Genomic DNA, 22340 nt, shown 5'->3' with positions numbered 1-22340 from the left:
GGGGCCGGCCGCCGCGCACCGCTTCCGGGCTTCGGTCGCCCCGGAGAGATGAATAACAGCCGACATCCGTTCCACCCCCGGTGCCGGGCCGCTCAACAGCGGCCCGGCACCGTTGTTCGTGCAGGGCAAGGCGGGAACGGTCGGTCAAGAGCGGGTGGCGGGGCCGCGGCGCGTGTCCGGCGATGTGGGCGTTCGTTTACCGAATAGGCCCCGTGATTGAAACGTGATGACACGTGCGGATGTTCTCATGGTGGGCGAACTCGGATCCGCATCGTCGCGCCCGCTACTGCGTCACGCGCGGCGATCGGGCGCGGCCGAAAACAGGAAGGACTGTGAATCGGTGCGCCCATTCGCCACGGTCTGGAGTGCCTTGGTCCCGGCGGCGACCTCATACCTGCTGTTGACGGTCGCCGCCGCAGTGTTCGCCGTGATAGTGCGCAGTCGCAGGTTCACCGTTGTTCCCGCGTTGTTCGTATCGATCGTTGACGCCGTTCTGCTCTATTCGTTGTTCCTGGTGACGTACCTGGTCGCCGCGCCGCAGCCTGCGATGTCGGGTGGCGCGGTGCGCCTCGTGCCCGGAACCGACCTCGGGGTGGCGTTGCAGGCAGCGCCGGGCGATCTGCTGCCGTGGCTGCAGCTGGTCGGCAACCTGCTGCTGCTGGCGCCGTTCGGGGCGCTGATCCCGGTGCGAACGTCCTGGTTCGGGAGTTGGAGCCGGATTTCGCTGGGTGCCATCGCGGTGACCTGCGGTATCGAATTGCTGCAGTACACCGTGCTCACCGGACGCGTCGTGTCGGCCGACGACGTGCTGCTCAACGCCACCGGCGCGGTGCTCGGCGCACTGGTGAGCAGGCCGTGGTGGGGCCGGTTGCCGCAGACGCTCACCGCCGCCCGGCCGCGGCCGCGGCACGCGCTGCAACCGCAGTACGCGCGGTCGGGGGCCTGAGCCGGCCGGTTCCGCGGGGCGCCGGTTCGTTCCGGTGAATTCAAGGCGAGGGCAGGTTCCCTCGCCTTGAATTGTGCGGGAGCGACCTCGTTGCCGGTTTTCCCTGGATTCTCTCAAATGGACTAATGCACGTCGGGTGTGTGCGCGGTGACGGGCGGTACATGCGATCAGCGCATCGGCCGAATGCGAAACCGGGAGAAAATCTCGGGAAATCCAGGAGCCGGATGTGCTGGTCGCCTCCGGCGGCGAACGGAATCACCCGGTGATGCGGCGGGCCGCCAGTTTCCCGGAGATCAGCACCGGCGGAACTCCCACTCCCGGAGTCGTCCCCGAACCCGCCAGCACCACGTTCTCCGGGCTGCGCAGCAGATTGCGCGGCCGGAACGGCCCGGTCTGGGCGAAGGTGTGCGCGGCGGAGAACGGCGTCCCGGCGGCGTGCCCCTGCGCGGCCCACCCGGCGGGCGTCACGACGCGGTGCACCTCCACGGAGTCGGCGAATCCGTCGAAACCGCGGGCCTCCAGCGTCGCGAACAGCTCATCCCGGTAGGCCGGTCCGAGCCGGTCCCAGTCGAAGTCCGCGGTGTCCAGATTCGGGCATGGCGCCAGCACGTAGTGCAGTTCCCTGCCATCGGGGGCCAGCGCCGGATCGCTCGCCGTCGGCCGGGTGACCAGCAGCGACGGGTCGCTCATCAGCCGGCCGCGCTTGATGATCTCGGTGAAGGTGTCCTCCCAGGCGGCGCCGAAGGAGATCGTGTGGTGCGCGGTGCCCGGCCAGCTGCGGGTGGTGCCCGCGTGCACCACCACCGCCGACGGCGACCACCGCAGCCGCCGCCGCTGCCCGCCGAGCAGCCGGTGCACGACCGGCAGGTCCGGCGTGAGCACCACGGCATCCGCTTCGATCCGCTCTCCGCCCGCGTGCACGGCCACGACTCGCCCGGACCGCTGCTCCAGCCGGTCGACCTCGGCGCCGTAGCGGAACCGCACCCCGGCGCTCGCCGCGGCCGCGGCCATCGCGGTGGGCAGCGCGTGCATGCCGCCGCGTGGGAACCACACGCCGCCGACGGTGTCCATGTACGAGATCACCGCGTACAGCGCCAGCGCCCGCCGCGGATCCAGCCCCGCGTAGAGGGCCTGGAACGAGAACACCCGGCGCAGCCGCTCGTCCCGCAAGAATCGCCCGATCGCCGGACCGAGCCGTCCGAATCCGCCCAGCGCGGCCAACCTGCCCAGCTCGGGCGTGACCAGGTTCAGCGGTGAGTCGAAGTTGGCGTCGATGAACCGGCCCATCTCGGCCCGGTACACCTCGGTGAGCCACCGCCGCAGCCGCCGGTACCCGGCCGCTTCCTCGGCACCGGCGAACCGGCGGACCTCCTGCTCCATCGCGTCGCCGTCGGTGTGCACGTCCAGCGCGGAACCGTCGGCGAAACGCGCCCGGTAGGCCGGGTGCAGCGCAATCAGGTCCAGCCGGGAAGCCAGCGAGTCGCCCACCGCCGACAACGCCTCATCGACGAGGTCCGGCATGGTCAGCACCGTCGGACCGGTGTCCACCCGGTACCCGTCGAACTCCAGCCGCCCGGCCCGCCCGCCCGGGAGCGCGTCGCGTTCGACGACGGTGACCTCGCGCCCGGCACCGGCTAGGTGCAGCGCGCACGCGAGGCCGGCCAGCCCGGCACCGACCACCACGACGTGCCCGGTGCGGCCCGGAACCCGCCGCATCAGTGGGTCCGGTCGGTGACCGCCACCGCGAGCTCCCCGAGCCTGGTCGCCGCGGGCTCGGCCAATCCGGCCGAGTTCAGCGTCCGGTGCGCGCTGCCGGTGAGCTCGGCGATGCGCTTCTCCACTGCGGTCTGCGCGCCGAGCCGCACCAGCACCGAACGGGCCGACTCGATCCGGTCGGCGGACACGTCGGGGTCGCCGAGCACCGCCCGCAGTTCGGCCACGGCCCGCTCGTCGCCCTGCGCGCGGGCCTCCTGCAGCGCTTCCGCGATGAGCAGCGTGCGCTTGCCCTCCCGCAGATCGTCCCCGGCGGGCTTACCGGTGACCTCCGGGTCGCCGAACACGCCCAGCAGGTCGTCGCGCAGCTGGAACGCCACCCCGATGTCGTGCCCGAAGTTCTCCAGCGCGGCCAGCGTCCGCTGATCGGCGCCCGCGATCTCCGCGCCCAGCTGCAGCGGACGCGCCACCGTGTAGGAGGCGGATTTCAGCTCCGCGACCCGCAGCGCCGCCTCCGGGGTCTCGTCGCCGCGGACCTGGCTGAACACGTCGAGGTACTGCCCGGCGAGCATCTCGGTGCGCATCGCCCGCCACGGCCGCAGGCCGCGGACCAGCGCGGCCGGTTCGAGACCGGCGGTGTGCAGCATGTCGTCGGCCCAGGCCAGCGCCAGGTCGCCGAGCAGCACCGCCGCGCTCATGCCGAACTGCGCGGAGCCTCCGGCCCAGCGCTCCTCGTAGTGCGTGCGGGCGAACTTGCGGTGCACCGTCGGATGGCCGCGGCGGGTGTCGGACTCGTCGATCAGGTCGTCGTGCACCAGCGCGCAGGCCTGGATGAGTTCCAGCGAGCTCGCGGTCCGCAGCATCGCCTCGGCCGCAGGACCCTCCGCGGCACCCCCCGCCGCGCGCCACCCCCACCACGCGAACGTCGGCCGGATGCGCTTGCCGCCGCCGAGCACGAACCGGCTCAGCTCCCGCACGGCGGCGGCGAATCCGCTGTCGAGTTCCGCGCACTCGGCCAGCCGGGATTCCACGTGTTCGGTGAGGGTGCGCTGCACCTGACCGGGGAGATCGGATTCCACGGTGTCCTCGATGGTCGTGTCCGCGAGGCCGTTCAGCTGCGGTGCGGATTCCTTGATGGGCACCGCCCCATCCTGCGGGACGCGTCCCTGGCGGGCACGAACGGGGCCGGGCTCGGCCGGCGCCGTCAAGACCGGAGCTCTCCGGATTCGGCGCGTTCCCGCTCGTGCGAGCGTTGCGCGAGGAACGCGACGGCGATCACGACGCACAACGTCAGCCCGGCGAGCAGCATCGTCCACACGAAGCCGACGCCCATTCCCGACCCGGAGTACTGGAACGTGGCCTTCAGCTCGCTGACCTCGCCCGGTTCCGGCGCCCACGTGACGACTCCGGAGGTCTCCTTGCCGTTGGTGGAGGTCACTTCGCCCGGCGCGGTGAGTTCGATCCGGATCGACGAGTCGGTGTCGGCGAGCGGAGTCATGTCCAGCATCGTGGTGAACTCCACCAGCGAGCCCTGCCGCTCCAGGTGCACGTTGTACCGGGAGTCGGACGGGCTGAGCGCGTTGCTGAGCCGCTCCAGCTCGTCGAACTCGAGGTTGCGGAACGTCAGCCGCGACCCGACCCGGCCCTGTTCGTTGTACGGCGTCACCTGCACCCGGTCGGCGAGGTCGTCCGGCGGGCGCAGGCGGAACGGCACCTGACCATCCGGGGTCTCGGTGGTCAGCAGCAGCTCGCCGTTGGCCGTGTCGTCGTCGGTGAGCGTCACCGACGCGTTGGTGTGCAGACACCCGCTGAGCAGCGCGCCGACCAGGGTCATCAGCAACATCAGGATGGCTCGCCTGCCGCCGCGCATCGTTTCGCCTCGCACGCCGGTGATGCTCGCACCGGCTTCCGCTGATCGCCGTGCGCGCGACGGCGGCGCGATCATCGCCGAACACTGAAGGTGGCGAAGGCCGTTCCGTGGCGCGATAACCTTCGTCACATGGCATCCGAGAGCAGTGGCGTGCACCAGATCAGCGACCGTTTCGTCGACGAACTCGCCGTGCTGGACCCGATCGAGGCGACGGCGCTCGGCCTTCCGGGTGGTGATGAGCTGCTGACCGATTACTCACCCGATGCGCACCGCGCTCGGGGTGAGCTGGCCCGGCGGTCGCTGGCGGAGATGACCGCGACCGAACCCGCCGATGCAGGGGAGCGCGCCGCGAAGGCGGTGTTCCTGGAACGGATCGGCCTGGACGTGGAGCTGCACGAAGCCGGCGCCGACATGTCCGCGCTGAACGTGATCGCCAGCCCGGTGCAGAACCTGCGTCAGATCTTCGACCTGATGCCCACCGACACCCCCGAGCAGTGGCGCACCATCGCGCGACGGCTGGAGCGGATGCCGGAGGCGGTGTCGAACCTGCGCGCCGGGTTGACCGAGGCCGCTGCGCGCGGTGATGTTGCCGCGATCCGCCAGGTCACCAAGGTCGCCGAGCAGTGCGAGACCTGGGCGGGCGCCGGTGGCCGGAGCTCGTACTTCGCGAGCCTCGTCGGCCGCGCCGAGGTCACCGACTCGCTGCGCGCGGAGTTGGACGCGGCGGCCACCGGGGCGGCGCGTTCCTACGCGGAACTGGCGGAGTTCCTGCGCACCGAGCTCGCGCCGAAGGCGCCGCAGGCCGACGCGGTGGGCGAGTCGCGCTACCGGTTGTGGTCGCGGTACTTCACCGGCGCCGCGCTGGACCTGCGCGAGGCCTACGAGTGGGGCTGGGAGGAGTTCGCCGCCATCGAGGCCGACATGAAGCAGGTCGCCGACCGCATCCGCCCCGGTGCGACGCTCGCCGAAGCCGCCGCGCAGCTCGACGTCGACCCGCAGTACCGGGTGCACGGCCAGGACGGGTTGCAGCAGTGGATGCAGCGCCTTTCCGACCAGGCGCTGCAGGACCTGCGCGGCACGCACTTCGACATTCCCGACGAGCTGATGGCCCTGGAGTGCCGCATCGCCCCGCCCGGCGGCGGCGTCGGCGCCTACTACACCGGCCCGACGGACGGGTTCACCCGGCCGGGGCGGATGTGGTGGTCGGTGCCCGCGGACCGCGAGGAGTTCCCGACGTGGCGGGAGACGACGGTCGTCTACCACGAAGGCGTGCCGGGACATCACCTGCAGATCGCCACGGCCGTGCACCAGGCGGGCCGGTTGAACAAGTTCCAGCGGCTGGCCTGCGTCGTATCCGGGCACGCCGAGGGCTGGGCGCTGTACGCGGAGCGGCTGATGCGGGAGCTCGGCTACCTCGGCGACGACGGCGACCTGCTGGGCATGCTCAACGACCAGCTGTTCCGCGCCGCCCGGGTGATCGTCGACATCGGCATGCACCTGGAGCTGGAGATCCCCGCGGGAACCGGGTTCCACGAAGGGGAGCGCTGGACGCCGCAGCTGGCCGCGGAGTTCATGCTCACCCGCACCGTCGCCGAACCGGCCCAGGTGCACGACGAGATCGACCGCTACCTGGGCTGGCCGGGACAGGCGCCCTCGTACAAGATCGGCGAACGCCTCTGGCGAGCGGCCCGGGACGACGCCCGAGCCCGTTACGGCGCTGCCTTCGACTCGAAGGACTTCCACCGCCGCGCGCTGGAACTCGGTTCGATGGGCCTCGACACGCTCCGGGAGCAACTCGCCGAGCTGTGAGTCGCATTCCGCGGCTTCCCCAGGCGAGCGTGCGGCTCGGCCGGGGAAGCCCAGGCCCCCGTTTTCGGTGTCAGGAAAGGGGAAGGCCGCGGCCCAGGACGGCAAACGGCCGCGGGTCGCCGGTGAACTGGTAGTGGCGGAGCACGTCCGCGAAGCCGACTCGGCGGTACAGCTTCCAGGCGCGGGTCGGGCCTTCGGGAGTGGACAGCAGGACCGTGTGGCCGGGGGCGCCGTCGAGCAGCCGGCGCAGGATGGTCTCGCCGAGGCCGCCGCCCTGGCTGTCGGGGCGGACGTGGAGTTCGGTGAGTTCGAAGTAGTCGCGCATCCACTGCTCGGCTTCGGCACGGGGAGTGACGGTGAGCAGGCCGCGGAACACTTGCTCGTGCCACCACTGGCCGGGCACGCCGAGGTAGCCGTAGCCGATGCCGACGAGTTCGTCGGCATCGTTGAACGCGGCGACGCAGCGCCAGCCCGCCCGCATCATGTGCGCCGACCACATGGGGGCGCGCTGCTGCGCGGTGGACGGCGGGTAGCCCATCGCGTCCACGTAGACCTGTAGCGCTTCGGCCAAGCGTGCCCTGAGCTGGTCGGTGGTCAGCTCGACGATGCGGTCGATGTGCGGTGAGGGCGCGGCTGTCACGCGCCGAACACTAGAGGGTCGGGCAAGGCCGGTGCCGTCCGGTCTTGATCGAACTGCGGTGGCCTGCCCGACCGGACGGACGTGTCGGCGCTGGTGGGCGACTCGACTGTGACGTGACTCGAACAGGTGATCTAGTGCGCAGGCCTTGAGCTCCTCGCGACTCGGGTCTACTCTGGCGGCAGTCGAACTGAAGTTCGAAGTCCGGTTTTCGGGTACCGCAGGTGTCCGGGATAGGGCGCTCGGCTTCGGTTCGCACGTCACGTCCGGCGGTGGGGTGGGGGAAGCACTCCGCCGCCGGACGGCCGGCTTCCCCCCGGCTCACCACGCCCATCGCGGTCCAGGACGTCCCGGTGACGCCCGGATCGGCATCGTCGTGACCGAGCGGAGAACACTGATGTCCCCATCCGCACATCCGCACATCCCGGGCTCGCTGCCCATCCCGGCGCAGCGCCGGTCCGGTGACGCAGCGCAGCGCAGGCAGTGCGACACCTTGCCTGCCCGCCGCGACGACCGACGCGGACACGGCGACGACTGGCTTCCGGTGACCGCGCCCGCGCCGCCCGCGGGTGCTCGTGCGCTGCTGGAACAAGCGCAAACGTGCTTGCGCGACGCGCGGATCGCGACGCGGGCCACCGAGTGCTACGTGTTCGCGCATCTGGCCGCGCTGCGCGCCGCGACCGCCGTGGTCGTCGCCCGCTCCTGGCGTAGCCGATCGCGGCGCTCGGGCAGCGTCTGGCTCCAGCTCACCGGGGTCGCCCCCGAACTGCGCGAGTGGGCCGCGCATTTCACCGCGGGCTCGCTGCGCCGTGCCGCAGCCGAGGCGGGCAGTCCCGGCGTCACTCCCGGCGAGGCCGAAACCTGCCTGCGGCATGCGGCCGAGTTCGTCGACATCGTCGAGCGCAGCCTGTCCGGGGCCGCCCGATGACCTTGAAGCCGCCTGCGGACCTGTCGATCGATCCGGGCCGGATGCTCGACCTGATCGGTGTGGAAGGCCAGTTGCTCACCGCGGCGACGCACGACGTGCATCCGGACGCGCCGGTTCAGGGCGCCTCGGGCAGGACGGTCGCCGAGACGATCTGGTTCCTCGGCGGTCAATGCGAGGACGTGCTGACCTGGATGGGGGCTTCCGAACAGACCGCCGAGACGTGGGCGGTGCCGGATCCGGTGAGCCTGCGCGAGGTGACGGCGCGATTCACCGCCCGCCTCGCCGAGCTGCTCGCCGAGTTCGGCACGCGCCCGCCCGAGGACGCTTGCCCCACCTGGTGGCCGGAGGAGCACACGGTGCGGTTCTGGATCCGCCGGGTGCTGCACGCCACGACCGTGCACCGGGTCGACGTGCAGGGGGCGGCCGGAGTGGACCGCACCGGCATCGACGTGGACGTGGCGCTCGACGGCATCGACGAGGCGCTGCGGTTGTGGCTCGGCTACCGGTTGCACGCGGTCGGCATCACCTCGACGCGCCCCTGCTCGGTCGGAGTGTCCACAGCGGACGCCGAATGGCTGGTCTACGCGGACCCGACCCGCACCGTCGTGCAGCGCACCGGCCCGGACGAGTCGGTGTCCGCGGACGCGTTGATCAGTGGTGACCCGGTCCTGATCTACCTCTGGCTGTGGGGGCGCCTACCGGACCGGGAGATCACCACCGCGGGGGATCAGGACGCCATAGCCCAACTCTGGGGACTCCTCCGGCTTGCTACTCGATGACTTTTGTTCTGTTTGACGGCTCTTTTTGCTTGGGTGGTCGGGTAGCTGTTGTGTCTTGTGAGGTTGGGGACGCGGCTGGCGGGTGGGTGGCCGCCGAGTGCGGTGTGGCCGCGGTGGTGATTGTAGGTGTGGAGCCAGTGTGGGAGGGCGTTTCGGCGTTCGGTGTCGGAGAGGTAGAGCTGGGCGTAGGCCCATTCGTCGAGCAGGGTGCGGTTGTAGCGTTCGACTTTGCCGTTGGTTTGGGGTCGGTAGGGGCGGGTGCGGAGGTGTGTGATGCCGGCGGCGGTGAGTGTGGCGGTCCAGAGGTGGGAGCGGTAGCAGGAGCCGTTGTCGGTCAGTACTCGGAGCACGGTGATCCCGGCATCGGTGAAGAATGTGTGTGCTCGTTGCCAGAACGCGGCGGCGGTTTCGCGTGTCTCGTCGGGAAGGATTTCGGTGTAGGCAAGCCGCGAGTGGTCATCGACGGCGTTGTGCAGGTAGCTGTAGCCGATGGCGGGTTTCTTCCCGCCGGCGCGGCGGCGGTCGGTGACGGTGGCCTGGCTGTTGTGGCTGCCGGCCTGGCGGCCGAGGACTTTGCTGCCGCCGCCGTCGGGGACGTTGCCGACTTTCTTGATGTCGACGTGGACGAGGCCGCCGGGCTGCGGGTACTCGTAGCGGCGGATCACCCGCCCGGTGGCCCGGTCCAGGTGTGCGAGCCGGGCCAGCCTGTAGCGGCCCAAGACCCGGTGCACGGTAGCCGGGTTCAAGCCCAGCAAAAACGCGATCCGTGCCGGCCCCCACCGGCGGATCACCCGGACCTTGATGATCCGCCGCTCGGTGCGCGACGGAGTGCGCCGCGGACTGTGATGCGGACGCGAGGACCGGTCTGCCATCCCCGCCTCGCCCTCGGTGCGATACCGATCCGCCCACCGTTGCGCGGTGCTGGGCGAGACTTGGAAACGCTCAGCCGCACGCCGCAACGGCCAGCGATCGTCCACGACACACCGAGCCAGACGCAGCCTGCCCGTCTCAGTCAACGGAGCGTTACGGTGACACACGAGGACCTCCAGGTATTCGGTGCAGATGTCGTGATCCACACCGAACCCGGAGGTCCTCACTCATTCCAAGATCATCCGCCCCGTGTCCCCCGTTCACAACCTCCCGAGACACAACAGGTAGCGGAACCTCAGTGAGCCTCTCGCTGCGGGATCTTTTTCCCTAGTGGCTCCGCCACGAGGGAAAAAGCTGTCCTCGCGAGAGGCTCACTGAGAACCCGCCGGTGGTCACCTTCTTGACGTGGGCTATGTGCTTCGCACATCCAGGCACGGCTTCGCCGCAAGGCACGGCTTCGCCGCAAGGCACGGCTTTGCCGCAAGGCACGGCTTTGCCGCAAGGCACGGCTTCGCCGCAAGGCACGGCTTTGCCGCAAGGCACGGCTTTGCCGCAAGGCACGGCTTCGCCGCAAGGCACGGCTTTGCCGCAAGGCACGGCTTTGCCGCAAGGCACGGCTTTGCCGCTGGCGAGACGAGGCTGCCAATTCCACAGCTGAAGGGTGGTGGTCAATTGGTTTGTCGGGGGAGTTGGGGGTTGGCATGGTTGGTGCATGTTGTTGAGGCGTGAGTGCGGGGCTGATGTGGGAGCTGTGCGGGATGTTCACCGCGATGCTTTTGCCGGTTCGGAAGGGACTCCGGCCGAGGTCGGGCTCGTTGATGCGTTGCGGGCCGATGTCGGGTGGATACCTGCGCTGTCGATCGTGGCGGTCGAGCCGGACGGGCAGATCGTTGGTCACGTCGTGGCGACGCGCGGCCACGTGGACGGTCGTCCCGCGCTGGGGCTGGGGCCGATCGGGGTGCTGAGCCGGGTGCAGCGCCGCGGCGTCGGCAGTGCGCTGATGCACGCCGTGCTGGCCGCCGCCGACGCGCGCGACGAACCGCTCGTCGTGCTGCTCGGCCACACCGAGTACTACCCGCGTTTCGGGTTCGTGCCGTCCACGGAACTCGGCATCGCCCCACCGGACCCCGAGTGGGCCGCGCACTTCCAAGCCCGCGCGCTCACCGCCCACACCCCGGAACTCACCGGCACCTTCGAATACGCGAAACCGTTCAACGACCTGTGATCACGCGCGCAGGCGGAGGCCTTTCGGGGTGGCGCGGAATCCGGCGTCGGTGAGGATGTCGGCCATTCGGGATCCCCAAGCGCCTGCGCCGTCGGTCCGTTGTACCGCAAGCTGCTCCAGCCAGCCTTCGCGCACCGCCCGCGCGAGACCGTCCGCCGCGTCCCGCAGCGGTTGCTCGTCTTCGGTGAACGACAGCAGCGACTTCCCGCCGCGCTCCACGTACAGCACGGCCGCGCCGGAGACCAGCACCACCAGCGAACCGGCCTTGCGGCCCGGCCGGTGCCGGGTGTCGCCGACCGGATCCGGCCACGGCAACGCGGCACCGTAGGGCTGTGCGGGATCCGCCGCCGCCAGCACCACCGCCGAACGGTCCTCCCGTTCGTCCGCGCCGGACAGCGCACGCACCCGGTCGATCGCGCCGGGCACCGCGAACTGCGCCGCCCCCAAACCCTCGACGACGTAACCGCGACGGCACCGCCCGGACTCCTCCATCGCCCGCAACACCTTGTACACGGCGGAGAACCCGCCGGTGACCCGCTCCGTCTCCAGCGCGCCGCGGGTCAGCACCCCGTGCCGTTCCAGGAAGGCCTCGGCCCGGGCGTGCGCCCGCCGCGTCGGTTCCGCCGCCGGCGCCGGAGCCAGCGACCACCTGCCGGACACCGTCGGAGGCCCGCTGCGACTCGGCATCGACGGGCGCCCGGCGCGCAACCGCGCATACCTGCCGCGCGGCGCGTTGCGCCGCGGCTTGTGCGCGGCCCCCTTGCCGGAGACCAGTGCGCGCAGCGGAGCGAGCGTGTCGTTGGTGGCTTTGCCGGACCACACCAGATCCCACAGCGCGGAGATCACCGCGTCGTCGGCGGGTGCCGATTCGCCGCCTTCCACGACGATCGCCCCCGCCCGGTCGGCCAACGGCCGGAAGAACTGAGCCCCACCATCCAAAGTGGACAGAATGGCTTCGTGCAACGGGGTTTCCGCCGTCGCCTCCGGAAGATCCGGCAACAACAGATCCGCCACATCGGTGGGAGCCAGCGCGATCCACCCGTCACCACCGGCCAGCGAACCCGACCCCACCCAGGTCACCTCGCCGGTCGAAGTCAACTCGTCCAGCAGCGCAGGCGAATAGCCCGGCAACCTGGCGGGCAGCACCAGCGACTCCAACGCGCTCGCCGGAACCGGGGCGCCCGCCAACTGCTCCACCACCGAATACACGTCATCCACCGTGGGCGCCGTGCGCAACCGGGCGCCCACTCCGTGCCACACCGGCAGGAACCGGCCCAGCGCAGCGGGTTCCACCGGTTCCACCTCGGCCCGCAACCGCGCCAGCGAACCGCGCCGCAACCGCCGCAGCACCTCCGCGTCGCAGTACTCCAGAGCCCGGCCGCCACCGGCCTCCAGCGGGCGCAACTCGCCGCGCACCAACCGGCCCGAACCCGCCAGCCGATCCAGCACGTCGTGCACCACCGCGACGCCCAAGCCGAACCGCCGCGCCGCGGACTCCGCGGCGAACGGGCCACGGCAGCGCGCGTACCGGATCAGCAGTTCTCCCAACGGATCCGTGACCGGCTCGGTGAACGCCTCCGGCACGCCCACCGGCAACGCGACGCCCAGCGCATCCCGGACCTTGCCCGCGTCCTCGATCGCGATCCACCGGGACTCCCCGGCGATCCGCACTTCCAGGACTCGCCGCTGCGCTTGGAGTTCCGCCAGCCACTCTGGACGGATGCCGCGCTCCGCGGCCTCCGCCGTGGACAGATCGCCCAGGAACCGCAGCAGGTCCGCCGCGGACTCCGCGTCCTTCGCGTGCCGTTCCGGGACGAGCCGTTGCAGCTGCCGCTCGACCTCGGCGACCACCTCCGGATCCAGCAGCTCCCGCAACGCCTCCGAACCGAGCAGCTCGGCCAGCAACGTCGAGTCCAGGCTCAACGCCGCCGACCGCCGCTCAGCCAGCGGCGCGTCCGTCTCGTACAGGAACATGCCGATGTAGCCGAACAGCAGGCTGCGCGCGAACGGCGACGGCGACGGCGTCTCCACCTCCACCACCCGCACCTTGCGGGCGGCGACCTGCGACATCAGTTCGGTCAAACCCGGCACGTCGTAGACGTCCTGCACGCATTCCCGCATCGCCTCCAGCACGATCGGGAACTGCTCGTACTGCGCCGCCACCGCCAGCAGTTGCGCCGAGCGCTGCCGCTGCTGCCACAGCGGTGAGCGCTTCCGCGGATCCCGGCGCGGCAGCAACAACGCCCGCGCGGCGCACTCCCGGAACCGCGCGGCGAACAGCGCCGAACCACCGACCTCATCGGTGATCACCTGGTGCACCTCGTCCGGGGACAGCAGCACGTCCTCCGCCGTCGGCAGCACGTCCGCGCCCGACTCGTCCAGCGCGTCCGCCAGCCGCACCACGATCCCGTCGTCCGAGGACGCGACCTGCGGATCGATGCCGCGCCGCTCCCGCAACCGAGCCCCGATGGCCAAACCCCACGGCCCGTTGACCTGCGCACCGAACGGCGAATGCACCACCATCCGCCAATCGCCGAGCTCGTCGCGGAACCGCTCCACCACGATCGTCCGATCGTCCGGGACGTGCCGCGTCGCCTCCCGCTGCTCCGCCAGGTACGCCAGCAGGTTGTCCCGCGCCCACTCGTCCAACCCGGCGCGCGCCATCCGCTCGGTCGCCGACTCCCGGTCCGCGGCCACCACTTCCCGCACGAAGGCGCCCAGCGCCCGGCCCAGCTCCAGCGGCCGGCCAGGGGAATCGCCCTTCCAGAACGGCATCCGCGCGGCCTGGCCCGGCGCGGGCACCACGACGACCCGGTCGTGCGTGATGTCCTGCACCTTCCACGACGAGGTGCCCAACAGGAACGTGTCGCCCACCCGCGACTCGTAGACCATCTCCTCGTCGAGCTCACCGACCCGCACGCCGCCGCGACCGGCCTCCTCGTCACCTGGCGTGGTCACCGTGAACAAGCCCCGATCGGGGATGGTGCCGCCCGAGGTCACCGCCAGCCGTTGCGCGCCCGGCCGCGCCCACAGCTCGTCCTGCACCCGGTCCCACACGATGCGCGCCCGCAGCTCGCCGAACTCCTCGCTCGGGTACCGGCCCGCCAGCATGTCCAGCACCGCGTACAGCGCGGAATCCGGCAGCCCCGCGAACGGTGCCGCGCGCCGAACCACCCTGGCCAGCGACTCCAGCGGCCACGATTCCATCGCCACCATCGACACGACGTGCTGAGCCAGCACGTCCAGCGGATTCCGCGGGAACGACAACGACTCGATCAGCCCGGCCGCCATCCGTTCCGCCACCACCGCGCAACCCACCAGGTCGCCCCGGAACTTCGGGAACACGACCCCGCGCGAGATCGCCCCCACCTGGTGCCCGCCCCGGCCGATGCGCTGCATCCCGGAAGCGACGCTCGGCGGCGTCTCCACCTGCACCACCAGGTCCACCGCGCCCATGTCGATGCCCAGCTCCAGCGAGGAGGTCGCGACCACGCAGGGCAGCCGGCCGGACTTCAACTCCTCTTCGACCACCGAGCGCTGTTCCTTCGACATGGACCCGTGGTGCGCTCGTGCCACGGTCACCGCCGCTCCGGAGGTGACACCGGAACCGCCCACCGCCTCCGCCGGGAACTTCCCGGTCTGCTCGGCGGTCTCCCCGGCCTGCTCGGTGGCGAGTTCGTTGATGCCCGCCGTCAGCCGCTCCGCGAGCCGCCGCGAGTTCGCGAACACGATCGTCGACCGGTGTCGTCCGATCAGGTCGAGGACGCGTTCCTGCACCGACGGCCAGATCGAGGTGCGCTGCTCGGCGCCCGCGGCCGAACCCGTCACCTCGCCGGTCGGCTGCCCCAGCTCGGCCAGGTCCGGCACCGGGACCTCGACGGTGACCTGCACCTGCTTGGCGTGCTCCGGCTGCACCGTGCGCACCGGGCGGCCGCCGCCGAGGAACGTGCTCACCTCGGAGACCGGGCGCACCGTGGCCGACAACCCGATCCGCTGCGCCGGTCGTGCCAGCAGCTCGTCCAGCCGCTCCAGCGACAACGCCAGGTGCGCTCCGCGTTTGGTGCCCGCCACCGCGTGCACCTCGTCCACGATCACCGTCTCCACGCCGCGCAGCGACTCCCGTGCCGCCGAGGTCAGCAGCAGGAACAGCGACTCCGGGGTGGTCACCAGCACGTCCGGGGGTTTCCGGTTGAAGCCGCGCCGTTCGTCGGCAGGCGTGTCCCCGGTCCGCATCCCGACCCGGATCTCCGGCGGCACCCCGCCGTGGCGTTGGGTGGCTTGCCGGATCCCGGTGAGCGGGGCGCGCAGGTTGCGCTCGACGTCCACCGCGAGCGCCTTCAACGGCGACACGTACAGCACGCGGCAGCGCCGCTTCGGCTCTTCCGGAGGCGGGGCGGAAGCCAGGCCGTCCAGGGCGGACAGGAACGCGGCGAGCGTCTTCCCGGACCCGGTCGGCGCCACGACCAGCGCGTGCTCACCCGCGCCGATCGCCTGCCACGCCCCGGCCTGAGCCTGCGTCGGCGCGTCGAACGCGCCCCGGAACCACTCGCGGGTCGCGGGGGAGAAGTCGTCCAGCGGGTTGCTCACCCCTCCATGCTGGACCACGGCACCGACATCGCCGACGCCGACGATTCGCCCGATCCGCCCATTGGTGATCGTCCGGCGTGACAACATTCCGCAGAACGGGTGAGTTCGCCCCGAATCCGGCTACGGAGGGATAAAACCGGTGCGCGTGTTGTCGATGGTCCGGCAACGGCTACTCGGGCCGGTATCGCGCGGTCGCGGGGGAGACCACGGGGACGCTGGTGTTCACCGTCGCCGACCGGCCGCTGGTGGGCATGGTGCCGGCCCCGAACCGGGACGGGCGGCTGACGCCGGACGCGCTGGCCGACGAATTCGAGCGCACCGTGCGGCCGGGCGCGGCGTGCTCAGCGTCCGCGCTGGTTCCACAGCCAGCGCAGCGCAACGATGATCGCGACCAGCAGCATCGCCGCGATCACGAGTTGCCCCAGCGGGCTGGACAGTCCGGTCGGGTCGGCTTGCATCGGCAGCACACCACGACGGTACCCGCGGACGCCCTCGGTAGGCTGGGCTCGATGCGACACACCGACTTCCGCGAACGCATGGCCGAGGAGTTCGGCCGGTTGCGAGCCGAGATGCTCGCCGAGGACCACGTGATGTCGGAGCTCGGCGGTCGCACCGTGGACCAGGCACTGGAGGCGGGGCTTTCGCCGAAGCAGGTGTGGCTAGCCCTCTGCGAAAGCTTCGAAGTCCCGGCTGCTCGGCGTTGATCCTCTTTCGTGGGCTGCTTTGGTGGCCGGGTGGCGGAACCTCAGCTGTCTTCTCGCTGCGGGATCTTTTTCCCGAGTGGCCTCTGCCACGAGGGAAAAAGCCGTCCTCGCGAGAAGACGGCTGAGAACCCGCCGCGGTGCCGGTTGCTCAAGCTGGTCACTGCTCAGCGGCTTCGCCGCTAACAAGATGAAGATCAAAAGCTGAAGGCGCCTTCAATCGCGATCATGGTTCATGCGGAAGAGGGACGGTGTTGGCGTGTCGGCTCGATGATCGAACATCCGTTCGCCTATGATCGGATGTGCGGATCGGACCTCGGTGTTCGCCGGACCCGTCGCCGGAAGGCGGGCGGCCGGGTGATCAGGGCAGTCCACCGGAGTGTCGGTCCCTACCCGTAGCGTCGTGCGCACACGACGAAGTTCGACTTGACCGAGGTGGACCCCCGATGGCAGCGACACCGGACAAGGGCAAGGCGCTCGAACTGGCCCTCGCCCAGATCGACAAGCAGTACGGAAAGGGATCGGTGATGCGTCTCGGCGACGAGACGCGGGCGCCGGTCGAGGTCATCCCGACCGGGTCCATCGCCCTGGACGTGGCCCTGGGCATCGGTGGCCTGCCGCGGGGACGCATCGTGGAGATCTACGGTCCGGAGAGCAGTGGTAAGACCTCGGTCGCGCTGCACGCGGTGGCCAACGCGCAGCGGCTGGGCGGCACCGCCGCGTTCATCGACGCCGAGCACGCGCTGGATCCGGAGTACGCGAAGTCGATCGGGGTCGACACCGACGCGCTGCTGGTCTCCCAGCCCGACACGGGCGAGCAGGCGCTGGAGATCGCGGACATGCTGATCCGCTCCGGCGCGCTGGACTGCATCGTGGTCGACTCGGTGGCCGCGCTGGTGCCGCGCGCCGAGATCGAGGGCGAGATGGGCGACAGCCACGTCGGCCTGCAGGCCCGGCTGATGAGCCAGGCGCTGCGCAAGCTGACCGCCGCCCTCTACAACGCCAAGACCACGGCGATCTTCATCAACCAGCTCCGGGAGAAGGTCGGCGTGATGTTCGGCAGCCCGGAGACCACCACCGGTGGCAAGGCGCTGAAGTTCTACTCCTCGGTGCGGCTGGACGTGCGGCGGATCGAGACGCTCAAGGACGGCTCGGACGCGGTGGGCAACCGCACCAGGGTGAAGGTGGTGAAGAACAAGACCGCGCCACCGTTCAAGCAGGCCGAGTTCGACATCATCTACGGCATCGGGATCAGCCGTGAGGGCTCGCTGATCGACATGGGCGTGGAGCAGGGCATCATCCGCAAGTCCGGTGCCTGGTACACCTACGAGGGCGACCAGCTGGGCCAGGGCAAGGAGAACGCCCGCAAGTTCATGCGGGAGAACCCGGACGTGGCCAACGAGATCGAGAAGCGGATCAAGGAGAAGGTCGGCATCGGAGCCAAGGTGGACGCCGAAGAGGGCGCGGACCCGGCTCCCGTCGAGTTCTGAGTCCGGCGGTGTCAGGAGACGACTCCGCGGAGTTCTCCCGATCGCGGTCGCGCGCGGGCGCTTCGGGGTCCGGCGGGCAGCGGGACGGCCGTTCCGGGCGGGGCGTGTGGCGCAGTACCGACCACGCGCCCGCGTCGCCGGGCACCGGTGCGGGGCTGAGCTCATCCGAAGCGGAGACCGCACCGACGCCGGCGTCACCACCGGAGGCCGGCGCCGCACCGGACGGCGCCGCCGCGCGGGGCACCGGCAAGCGCCGCCGCCGCACCGCGATGGCGGAAACCTCGCAGTCCCCGGAGCCCGCGTCCCCGGATTCCGCAGCGACCCGGTCGCAGGGGCGCACCGGCAAGCGGCGGCAGCAGGACGAACGGCCGCCGGGGGTGCCGCAGTCTCCGGAGGCGTTGGCCCGCGACACGGTGTACCGGCTGCTGGCGGTGCGCGCCCGCAGCCGGGCCGAGCTGCGCCAGGCCTTGCTGCGCAAGGAGATCGACGAAGACGTCGCGGACGCGGTGTTGCAGAAGTTCGTCGACGCGGGCTTGGTGGACGACGCCGAGTTCGCCGAGGCATGGGTCAGCGAGCGGCAGCGCAACCAAGGCCTGGGCCGCAAGGCGCTGGGCTACGAGCTGCGCCGCAAAGGCGTTGAGGAACACCTGGTCGCCGAAGCTCTCTCCACTGTGGACGCTGACGCCGAGGAGGAGCGGGCGCGCGAGCTGGTGCGCCGCAAGCTCCGCTCGATCAACGTGGACGATCCGGAGAAACGGCTGCGCAGGCTGGTCGGAATGCTGGCCCGCAAGGGCTACTCGGAGGGCATGGCCTTCCGCGTGGTCAAAGACGAACTCGACCGATCAGACCTCGAAGGCGGTGCGGATGCCTCAGAAACACCTTGAGCGCAACGAACTTCACCCGCATCGCCGTTCCCGACGATCCCGCTGAGTGATCGGTTGACGCAGGTCCACGGCGCCTTGCTCGGTCGGGGGATGACGGGAGATCGGCGGTTTTCGCTAGGCTGCCCGATCGGGCAGCGGTAGTCGATCGGTACAGGGGCGTCATGCGAGTCGGTGGTGGAATGAGTTCGGCGGCACAGCACATCGTGTGGGACTGGAACGGCACGTTGCTGGACGACAACGACGCGGTCGTCTCGGCGGTGAACGCGGTGTGCGCGGAGTTCGGGCGCGAGCACATCGACCTCGAGCAGTGGCGGTCGATCTTCAGCCGCCCGCTCCAGCAGTGCTACGAGCGGCTGCTGGACCGTCCGCTCACCGAAGCGGACTGGAACAAGCTCGACGTGCTCTACCACGAGCACTACCGGGAGCTGCTGCACACGGCGAAGCTCGCGGCGGGCGTCCCGGACGTGCTGCGCGAGTGGGGAGAGTCCGACCGCACCCAGTCCTTGCTGTCGATGTGGTTCCACGACGAACTGGTCCCGCTGATCACCGAACTGGACCTGCTGCCGCTGTTCGAGCGGGTCGACGGATTGCGCGCCGACGTCGGTGGCGGCGGCAAGACCGAACACCTGCGTCACCACCTCGCGGCGCAGGACCTCGCCCCGGCCGACGTGGTGCTCATCGGTGACGTGCTCGACGACGCCCGCGCGGCCGAGGAGGTCGGCACCGACTGCGTCCTGGTCACGACGGGCGTGATGAGCAGGCGCTCGCTGGAGACCGCCGGGTTCCCCGTGGTCGATTCCGTTCCGGAAGCGGTGGCCCGGATCACCAGGGACCTCGCGGCCTGATTCGGGCTCGCGGCCGCTCAGTACAACGTCGGCGGTGACGTGGTGACGACGCGTCGCCACGGGCCGTCGGGGACATCGACCTCGTCGACGAAGCGCCAGTCCACCCGGTCCTGCGCGCCGTTGAGGTGGGTGAACCCGAGGCAGCCGTTCAACGCGGGCGACACGTCCAGACCCGCCCCGTTGAACCGCGTGTTCACCGGTCGCGGGTCGTCGTGCCCGAAGACGTACCGGGAGTCGTGGTACTCGGCGGGACCGGCGTCCTGGACCTGGCCGTAGCAGACCGCGCGGCCCTTGGTGAGCTGCACCCAGCGGTTCTTCAAGTAGCTGAACGACTCGTCCTTCTCACGCCCGGCGTAGCCCGGATCCCGGCTCCACGGCACCACGGCCGCGCGCTGCGCGAAGGCGATCGGATCGTTGAGGTCATCGAAGGGAAGGTCCAGGTAGAACGGGTTCTCCCGCGGTGTCATCCGGGTCGGGAAGTAGCCGTTGGCGGCGGTCCGTGGCTCCGTTTCGCACCGGCCACCGACCAGGACGCCGTCGCAGCCGCCGTAGTGCTCCTGCCAGGCCGAGTCGTAGGTCGAGATGACCTGGCTGCCATCGGAGGTGTCCGGGTCGAGGATCTCCCCGACCCAGAAGGTGGTCGCCACGATGCCGGTGTGCCACGGATATTCGCGGCGGGGCACCGGCTCACCGCCCGCGCAGGAAGCGGTGATCAGCGCCGCGACGAGTGCCGCCGACACGCGCGCCCGAGGCGACGGCATGCGCGCTCACCCCGGTTCCGTGCAGGTCACAGGCACAGCCACCTCCTGGGCACCCACCAGTCCAGTTCGCGGCAGGAGCTGTCGTTGCTGGCCTCGGTGTTGAGCCGCACCCCGTAGTCGTCGGTGGTGAGCGAACCGCGGGAGAACAGGGCGAGGCCGAAGCTGATCCCGGTCGCCTCATCGGGCACGGGCGGAGTGGTCCAGTGCGCCTTCGACCACTGCTCGGCGGGCGCGAACGTGGGACCCGCCGCCCAATACCGCCATTGACCGACGCGGTCCCGGTAGTACACCGCCAGCTGAGTGGGCGCGGTGGCCTTGTACCAGGTGCTGAGCGTGTAGTTCTGCCCTTTGCGCGCGGGCAGCGAGTACTCCCCGAGATCCAGGGTGGACATCAGTTTGGCGTCGCCGTCGGTGAAGTGGGGCATGTCCAGCCGCTGCGCCCATTCCCCTTCGTGCGCGTCGCGGGTCCTGCTCCACACCGGAGTGTTCGTGCCCCAGCCGCCGGTTTCCCAGCCGAGCGGGACGCCGTCGGGACCGGCCTGTTCCAACGAGGCGTTCACCGGTCGATCCCGCTCTTGCGGAGGCGGCGCGTGGCGCACCGGCGCGACCGGGCCGCCGACGACCTCGTGCACGGTGCGCACGGCGGTGCCGCGATCGTGCAGCCAGCCCGCGAACTCGTCGAGCACCCGAGGGCTCACAGCCAGCGGGCCGCACCTGTCGCAGGTCTGATGCAGCACCAACGGCACCCATCCGCCCCCGGAGTCGTCCGCGCGGGTCACCGACTCCTTCAACTCGTCGACGGTCGTCTCCCGCGTGAGCATGCCCGGCGACCTGATCTCGTAGGGGTCGGCGGGCGGCATGGATTCGGCGGCGACGCAGTCCGGGCAGTCCCGCACGCGGAGCCCGCCCATGGTGCGCGCGCTGCTGTACCCGCACCGCTGGACAGCGGCGCGCACGTTGTCGTCGACCTCGTCGAACGGTGCGGTGAACGAGGTGACCTGGTGGCCCCACCGGTCGAGGTTGGCGCGGTCGTCGCAGATCTGCCTGCGCATCTCATCGGGGCTCACCTGGGTGAGGTCGGGGTGGGTGACGGTGTGCCCGCCGATCTCGTGGCCCGTCTCGGCGATGCGCCGCAGCTCGTCGTGGCCGAGGTAGCCGGGGCTCCCGATGGCGCCGGAAATGATGTAGAAGGTGCCGCGCATCCCGTGCCGATGCAGGACTTCCGCGCCCGTGGACTGCGATGCGCTGCCGTCGTCGAAGGTGAAGGTGACCACGGTGTTCGGCTGCGAGGAGTGCGGTTCGGGGGCGGCCGTGACCGGACTTGCCGCCGCGATGCCGAGCACGGCTGCGAGCAACAGGGAGCCGGGTGCTCGCCGGCGCGAGCGGAGGCGACCCGGCCAGCGGTGTCGGATGTCGCGCAGATGCATTCGGTGACCGCCCAAGCTTCGAGGTCCTCCGACGCTACGAGCCGTCGGCCACCGCCCGGATCGCCTCCGGAGGGGACACCGCCTACCGCGTTCGCACGAGAGCCGGTGCCGCCCGCGGCCGGGAGCCGCGGGCGGCACCGGTCGTGATCAGCCGAGGGCCGCGGCCTGCCGCGCGAGCGCCTCGATCTGGCCCCACTGGCCGGTGGCGAGCAGCTGCTTCGGGGTCAGCCAGGACCCGCCGACGCATCCCACGTTGGGCAGCGCGAGGTAGCGCCCGGCATTGTCGGTGTCGATGCCGCCGGTGGGGCAGAAGCGCAGCTGCGGCAACGGCCCGGCGATGGACTTCAGGTACGGCACGCCGCCGCTGGCCTCGGCGGGGAAGAACTTCATCGCCGTCACGCCGCGTTCGGCCAGCCGCATCGCCTCGGACACGGTGCTGATCCCGGCGAGGTAAGGGACTCCGGCGGCGTCGATGTCGTCGAGCAGCCGGTCGGTGGCGCCGGGCGTGACGATGTAGCGCGCCCCGGCTTCGCGGACCTTGTCGGCCTGCCCGACCTCGGTGACGGTGCCCGCGCCGACCACGATCTCCGGCACCTCGGCGGCGAGCCGTTCGATCGCGGGCAGCCCGGCGGGCGTGCGCAGGGTGACTTCGATGGTGCGGATGCCGCCGCGCAGCAGCGCCTGCCCCAACGGGACCGCGTGCGCGGCGTCGTCGAGGGCGACGACGGGTACGACGGGACTGATGTCGAGCACTTCGGAGGCAGTGTTCATGGCGGGGTTCACCTGTTTCCGTAAACGCCAGTTCAGGCGGTCGATCGCACTGATCCTGTCATGTCGCGCGCGGGACGCCGGAGGTCCGCGGCTCTCG

At 70.8% G+C, this 22340-nt stretch carries 18 protein-coding genes and 1 pseudogene; 9 read left to right on the top strand and 10 right to left on the bottom strand.

The annotated features are described in order from the left end of the window. The first annotated feature begins 340 nt into the window (after positions 1–340). Positions 341–946 (top strand): VanZ family protein, encoded by a 606-nt coding sequence (locus H2Q94_RS22610; protein ID WP_243789194.1) that lies wholly within the window; start codon positions 341–343, stop codon positions 944–946. Positions 947–1201: 255 nt separating this feature from the next. On the opposite strand, the gene crtI is transcribed toward H2Q94_RS22610, so the two are convergent. From crtI to H2Q94_RS22595, 3 genes are all read right to left on the bottom strand, one after another. Continuing rightward, complete coding sequence (gene crtI, locus H2Q94_RS22605) at positions 1202–2662, bottom strand: phytoene desaturase family protein (protein ID WP_243789193.1); 1461 nt, start codon at positions 2660–2662, stop codon at positions 1202–1204. Continuing rightward, positions 2662–3795, bottom strand: a complete 1134-nt coding sequence (locus H2Q94_RS22600; RefSeq protein ID WP_397545491.1) for a polyprenyl synthetase family protein — start codon at positions 3793–3795, stop codon at positions 2662–2664. Before H2Q94_RS22600 ends, crtI begins: the two co-directional genes overlap by 1 nt. Before the next feature lie 68 nt (positions 3796–3863). Continuing rightward, complete coding sequence (locus tag H2Q94_RS22595) at positions 3864–4544, bottom strand: DUF3153 domain-containing protein (RefSeq protein WP_243789192.1); 681 nt, start codon at positions 4542–4544, stop codon at positions 3864–3866. 114 nt (positions 4545–4658) lie between these two features. Between H2Q94_RS22595 and H2Q94_RS22590 the strand changes: the two genes are divergently transcribed. Then, positions 4659–6338 carry a DUF885 domain-containing protein gene (locus H2Q94_RS22590; protein WP_243789191.1) on the top strand — a complete coding sequence of 560 codons (1680 nt, stop codon included), beginning with the start codon at positions 4659–4661 and terminating at the stop codon, positions 6336–6338. Positions 6339–6408: 70 nt separating this feature from the next. Here the strand turns inward: H2Q94_RS22590 and H2Q94_RS22585 are convergent, their stop codons facing one another. Next, entirely contained in the window at positions 6409–6978 is a 570-nt protein-coding gene (locus tag H2Q94_RS22585) for a GNAT family N-acetyltransferase (RefSeq protein ID WP_243789190.1), read from the bottom strand. Between the two features lie 394 nt (positions 6979–7372). Between H2Q94_RS22585 and H2Q94_RS22580 the strand changes: the two genes are divergently transcribed. Beyond that, positions 7373–7903, top strand: coding sequence for an SAV_6107 family HEPN domain-containing protein (locus H2Q94_RS22580; protein ID WP_243789189.1), 531 nt, complete (start codon positions 7373–7375; stop codon positions 7901–7903). Beyond that, the gene (locus H2Q94_RS22575) at positions 7900–8682 is read left to right on the top strand and encodes a maleylpyruvate isomerase N-terminal domain-containing protein (protein ID WP_243789188.1); all 783 of its coding nucleotides are present in this window, start codon (positions 7900–7902) and stop codon (positions 8680–8682) included. Before H2Q94_RS22580 ends, H2Q94_RS22575 begins: the two co-directional genes overlap by 4 nt. 47 nt (positions 8683–8729) lie before the next feature. Here the strand turns inward: H2Q94_RS22575 and H2Q94_RS22570 are convergent. Further along, positions 8730–9719 (bottom strand): annotated as a pseudogene (locus H2Q94_RS22570) (IS481 family transposase); the annotation flags it as partial. Between the two features lie 584 nt (positions 9720–10303). On the opposite strand from H2Q94_RS22570, the gene H2Q94_RS22565 reads away from it, so the two are divergent. Further along, positions 10304–10777 carry a GNAT family N-acetyltransferase gene (locus H2Q94_RS22565; protein WP_309501064.1) on the top strand — a complete coding sequence of 158 codons (474 nt, stop codon included), beginning with the start codon at positions 10304–10306 and terminating at the stop codon, positions 10775–10777. Here H2Q94_RS22565 and H2Q94_RS22560 read toward each other — a convergent pair whose 3' ends face one another. After that, positions 10778–15364: an ATP-dependent helicase gene (locus H2Q94_RS22560; RefSeq protein WP_243789186.1), complete on the bottom strand. Its 4587-nt coding sequence runs from the start codon at positions 15362–15364 to the stop codon at positions 10778–10780. 341 nt (positions 15365–15705) lie between these two features. Then, positions 15706–15831, bottom strand: coding sequence for a hypothetical protein (locus H2Q94_RS30550; protein WP_258718725.1), 126 nt, complete (start codon positions 15829–15831; stop codon positions 15706–15708). Between the two features lie 42 nt (positions 15832–15873). Here H2Q94_RS30550 and H2Q94_RS22555 point away from each other — a divergent pair, with 42 nt between their 5' ends. The 4 genes from H2Q94_RS22555 to H2Q94_RS22540 all read left to right on the top strand — a co-directional run bounded on the left by H2Q94_RS22555 (position 15874) and on the right by H2Q94_RS22540 (position 19284). Continuing rightward, positions 15874–16068 (top strand): DUF3046 domain-containing protein, encoded by a 195-nt coding sequence (locus tag H2Q94_RS22555; RefSeq protein ID WP_243789185.1) that lies wholly within the window; start codon positions 15874–15876, stop codon positions 16066–16068. Positions 16069–16511: 443 nt separating this feature from the next. Next, positions 16512–17555: a recombinase RecA gene (recA, locus tag H2Q94_RS22550; protein WP_243789184.1), complete on the top strand. Its 1044-nt coding sequence runs from the start codon at positions 16512–16514 to the stop codon at positions 17553–17555. A gap of 8 nt (positions 17556–17563) precedes the next feature. Then, complete coding sequence (locus tag H2Q94_RS30735; protein ID WP_309501062.1) at positions 17564–18439, top strand: regulatory protein RecX; 876 nt, start codon at positions 17564–17566, stop codon at positions 18437–18439. A 179-nt stretch (positions 18440–18618) separates the two neighbouring features. After that, positions 18619–19284, top strand: coding sequence for an HAD family hydrolase (locus tag H2Q94_RS22540; RefSeq protein WP_243789183.1), 666 nt, complete (start codon positions 18619–18621; stop codon positions 19282–19284). Between the two features lie 17 nt (positions 19285–19301). Here the strand turns inward: H2Q94_RS22540 and H2Q94_RS22535 are convergent, their stop codons facing one another. The 3 genes from H2Q94_RS22535 to eda all read right to left on the bottom strand — a co-directional run bounded on the left by H2Q94_RS22535 (position 19302) and on the right by eda (position 22243). Further along, positions 19302–20045 (bottom strand): hypothetical protein, encoded by a 744-nt coding sequence (locus tag H2Q94_RS22535; protein ID WP_243789182.1) that lies wholly within the window; start codon positions 20043–20045, stop codon positions 19302–19304. Between the two features lie 26 nt (positions 20046–20071). Continuing rightward, positions 20072–21400 (bottom strand): polysaccharide deacetylase family protein, encoded by a 1329-nt coding sequence (locus tag H2Q94_RS22530; RefSeq protein ID WP_243789181.1) that lies wholly within the window; start codon positions 21398–21400, stop codon positions 20072–20074. A gap of 219 nt (positions 21401–21619) precedes the next feature. Next, positions 21620–22243, bottom strand: a complete 624-nt coding sequence (gene eda, locus H2Q94_RS22525; RefSeq protein ID WP_243789180.1) for a bifunctional 4-hydroxy-2-oxoglutarate aldolase/2-dehydro-3-deoxy-phosphogluconate aldolase — start codon at positions 22241–22243, stop codon at positions 21620–21622. Between the last annotated feature and the right edge of the window lie 97 nt (positions 22244–22340).

Source organism: Saccharopolyspora gloriosae, assembly GCF_022828475.1.
GTDB classification, from domain to species: Bacteria; Actinomycetota; Actinomycetes; order Mycobacteriales; family Pseudonocardiaceae; genus Saccharopolyspora_C; species Saccharopolyspora_C gloriosae_A.
Note: the sequence above shows the minus strand (reverse complement) of the source record. Positions and strands in the feature narration are given on the sequence as shown.